At 43.6% G+C, this 2,279-nt stretch carries 5 protein-coding genes; all 5 read right to left on the bottom strand.

The features are described 5' to 3' along the window. Positions 1–143: 143 nt before the first annotated feature. The gene (locus WDZ40_03490) at positions 144–512 is read right to left on the bottom strand and encodes a hypothetical protein (protein ID MEX0877894.1); all 369 of its coding nucleotides are present in this window, start codon (positions 510–512) and stop codon (positions 144–146) included. Positions 513–514: 2 nt separating this feature from the next. Next, positions 515–1,045 carry a TlpA disulfide reductase family protein gene (locus tag WDZ40_03485; GenBank protein ID MEX0877893.1) on the bottom strand — a complete coding sequence of 177 codons (531 nt, stop codon included), beginning with the start codon at positions 1,043–1,045 and terminating at the stop codon, positions 515–517. A gap of 6 nt (positions 1,046–1,051) precedes the next feature. Next, complete coding sequence (locus WDZ40_03480; protein ID MEX0877892.1) at positions 1,052–1,333, bottom strand: DUF427 domain-containing protein; 282 nt, start codon at positions 1,331–1,333, stop codon at positions 1,052–1,054. Between the two features lie 17 nt (positions 1,334–1,350). Continuing rightward, entirely contained in the window at positions 1,351–1,938 is a 588-nt protein-coding gene (locus WDZ40_03475; GenBank protein ID MEX0877891.1) for an NAD(P)H-dependent oxidoreductase, read from the bottom strand. Between the two features lie 22 nt (positions 1,939–1,960). Beyond that, a partial coding sequence (locus tag WDZ40_03470; GenBank protein MEX0877890.1) for a DsbA family protein occupies positions 1,961–2,279 on the bottom strand: 319 nt, incomplete at its 5' end.

The raw sequence follows: 2,279 nt of genomic DNA, 5'->3' as shown, positions 1-2,279 counted from the left end.
CAATAATTGCGATGCGCTCCGGCAGGCGGTCTCGCTCAAACAAGTGCCAGAGCGAAGGAAATATCTTCTTCGCCGCCAAATCTCCCGTAGCACCCAAGACAATTAAAATGGCGGGAGTCTTTATCTTTTGTTGTATTTTATTACTATGCATGCAAATGTGTATTAAGAAATGTTGAAACGAGTGAAATGAGATTTTCGACCGAATGTGCTCCATCAATGGATTTCTTGGATAATGCAGTTTTTATTTCATTATTCTCAACAACGAATAATGCGGGTAAGGGTTCATTTTTATTTTCCGGATATCGTTCTTGAAACTCATCCCGATGCAAAAACTCAACATCATACTGAAGTGAATCAACGAATGCTTTCCACTCATCTTTCATAGAGACGGCACCGAACGTTACCTTGCAGAGATTACACTGATATGTATCGGGTGATACTACTTTGTGCACAGTATCCTTAAGAGCTGCTATAAGCCCACTATCTGCATTATACACAAAAATCAATTTCATAATTATTCAATAATTTTATTAGTGTGTTTACGCATTTCTTCCAGTTCCATCGGGCCACGCTTATGCACCACAATCTCGCCGGCGCTATTCATAAAAATTGTCTCCGGCATTGAGAACCCGCCGATTGATTTGTAAAACGAGTCAGATGAATCAAGAAGAAAGAGCATATCATCAGTAACGCCAATCTCGTCCGTGAATCCCTTGACCTTACTTAATGGCTCTTGTCGGTCTATGGCAATTACGGTAACTTGGCCTTTAAATTCTTTTTGAAGCTCCGCGAAAGCAGGCAACTCCTCCCGACAGAACGGACACCATACCGCCCAGCTGTTTATAACCAGAGGCTTGCCACGAAATTCTTCCAAGGACACATCATTTCCTTGATAGTCAACAAGTGATGCTAAAACAAACTTGTCAAAATCGTTTTTAACAGTAACCGATTGTTCCGTTCCACTGCCGCCCCCAAAAAACACCACACCAGTAACCACTGCGGTGACGGCAAGGGAAATTATAATAATAGTTACGAAACGATTCATAGTTATTTATGAAGTAACATCAACTCCGTGCCAGAACGCGAAGTGGCCACGGATATGTCCCGCTTCTGATTTGGGTTCGGGATACATAAACGCGCCGCTTTTTACCGTCTTGTCATCCACGGTAACGTCATAGTAGTCGCATACACCTTTCCACGGACAGGTGTATGTATCGCCATTTTTTGCAAGATACTGCATCTTCACCGATTCCGCCGGGAAATAGTGGTTGCTCTCCACAACGACCGTGTCGTCGCTCTCAGCAATAATTTGATTGTTCCAAATAGCTTTCATAATTCAATAATAAGACTTTATTTATTTCTTGCTGCACTTAATGCTTGTCCCCACCAAATGAGTTGATCGACCGTGTCGCTTGCTGACTTTTCATAAGAATCAAGGACACCATCTTTCAAATTTCCTTTTTCGTCAAGCAAGTTCCACGGACCTCCTTGAATATGCACCGCGCTCCGAATCGGAGCCATTTGGAGCTCCACCACGACAGTGCGCAGCTGTTCAACGGCGCGGGTGCCGCCAACACCACCATAAGAAACAAAACCCACCGGCTTGTTGTTCCATTCGGCGTAGACGGAATCAAGCGCGTTTTTCAAGACGGCGGAAGTTCCGTGATTGTATTCCGGTGTAACCATAATAAATGCGTCGGCTTCTTTGATTTTCTCCGCCCATTTTCGCACAATCTCATTTGAATATGCACCATCTTCTATCATGGCAGGAGAAATCGGTTCGTTGTAAAACGGCATCGGATAATCCCGCAGATCAAGTAATTCGGCGTCCACGGTATCTTTTTTCTGCGCCTCGCCCAATATCCAATTCCCCGGCTTTTCACTGAAGCGACCCTGTCGAGTGCTACCCAGTATGATTTTTATTTTTAGTTTATCCATTTATTTTTGTTAATTATTATTACTAATTACTGCGTGCTCGCTCAACGACACTCATAATCTGCTCATAAGACAGTGCACCGCTAAATGGTATTAAATTTTCTGTCGGAGTTATGACGACAGCAAATGGCGTTCCTCTGCCTCCTAAAGCAATCGCTTCGTCACGATCTGCTGCCAACTTCGCTTCTATCTCCCTGCTATTATCAAGACATGTCCGAAACTCTTGCTCGTTAATTCCTAAAGATACCGCAGTCTCTATACTAAACGCATCGCCAAGACGCCTCTGGTTATCAAACATCCTGTCTGAAAACTCCCAGAAAACATCGTTTCCACCAATTTTAGCG

This window comes from Candidatus Spechtbacterales bacterium, from assembly GCA_040879145.1.
Lineage (GTDB): Bacteria > Patescibacteriota > Minisyncoccia > Spechtbacterales > 2-12-FULL-38-22 > JAWVZY01.
This window is presented reverse-complemented; position numbering and strand designations above follow the sequence as displayed.

Bases quoted from the DNA above. Each gene is read 5' to 3' on its own strand.
- WDZ40_03480 (MEX0877892.1), bottom strand. From the start codon at position 1,333: ATGAAAGCTATTTGGAACAATCAAATTATTGCTGAGAGCGACGACACG.
- WDZ40_03490 (MEX0877894.1), bottom strand. From the start codon at position 512: ATGAAATTGATTTTTGTGTATAATGCAGATAGTGGGCTTATAGCAGCT.
- WDZ40_03475 (MEX0877891.1), bottom strand. From the start codon at position 1,938: ATGGATAAACTAAAAATAAAAATCATACTGGGTAGCACTCGACAGGGT.
- WDZ40_03485 (MEX0877893.1), bottom strand. From the start codon at position 1,045: ATGAATCGTTTCGTAACTATTATTATAATTTCCCTTGCCGTCACCGCA.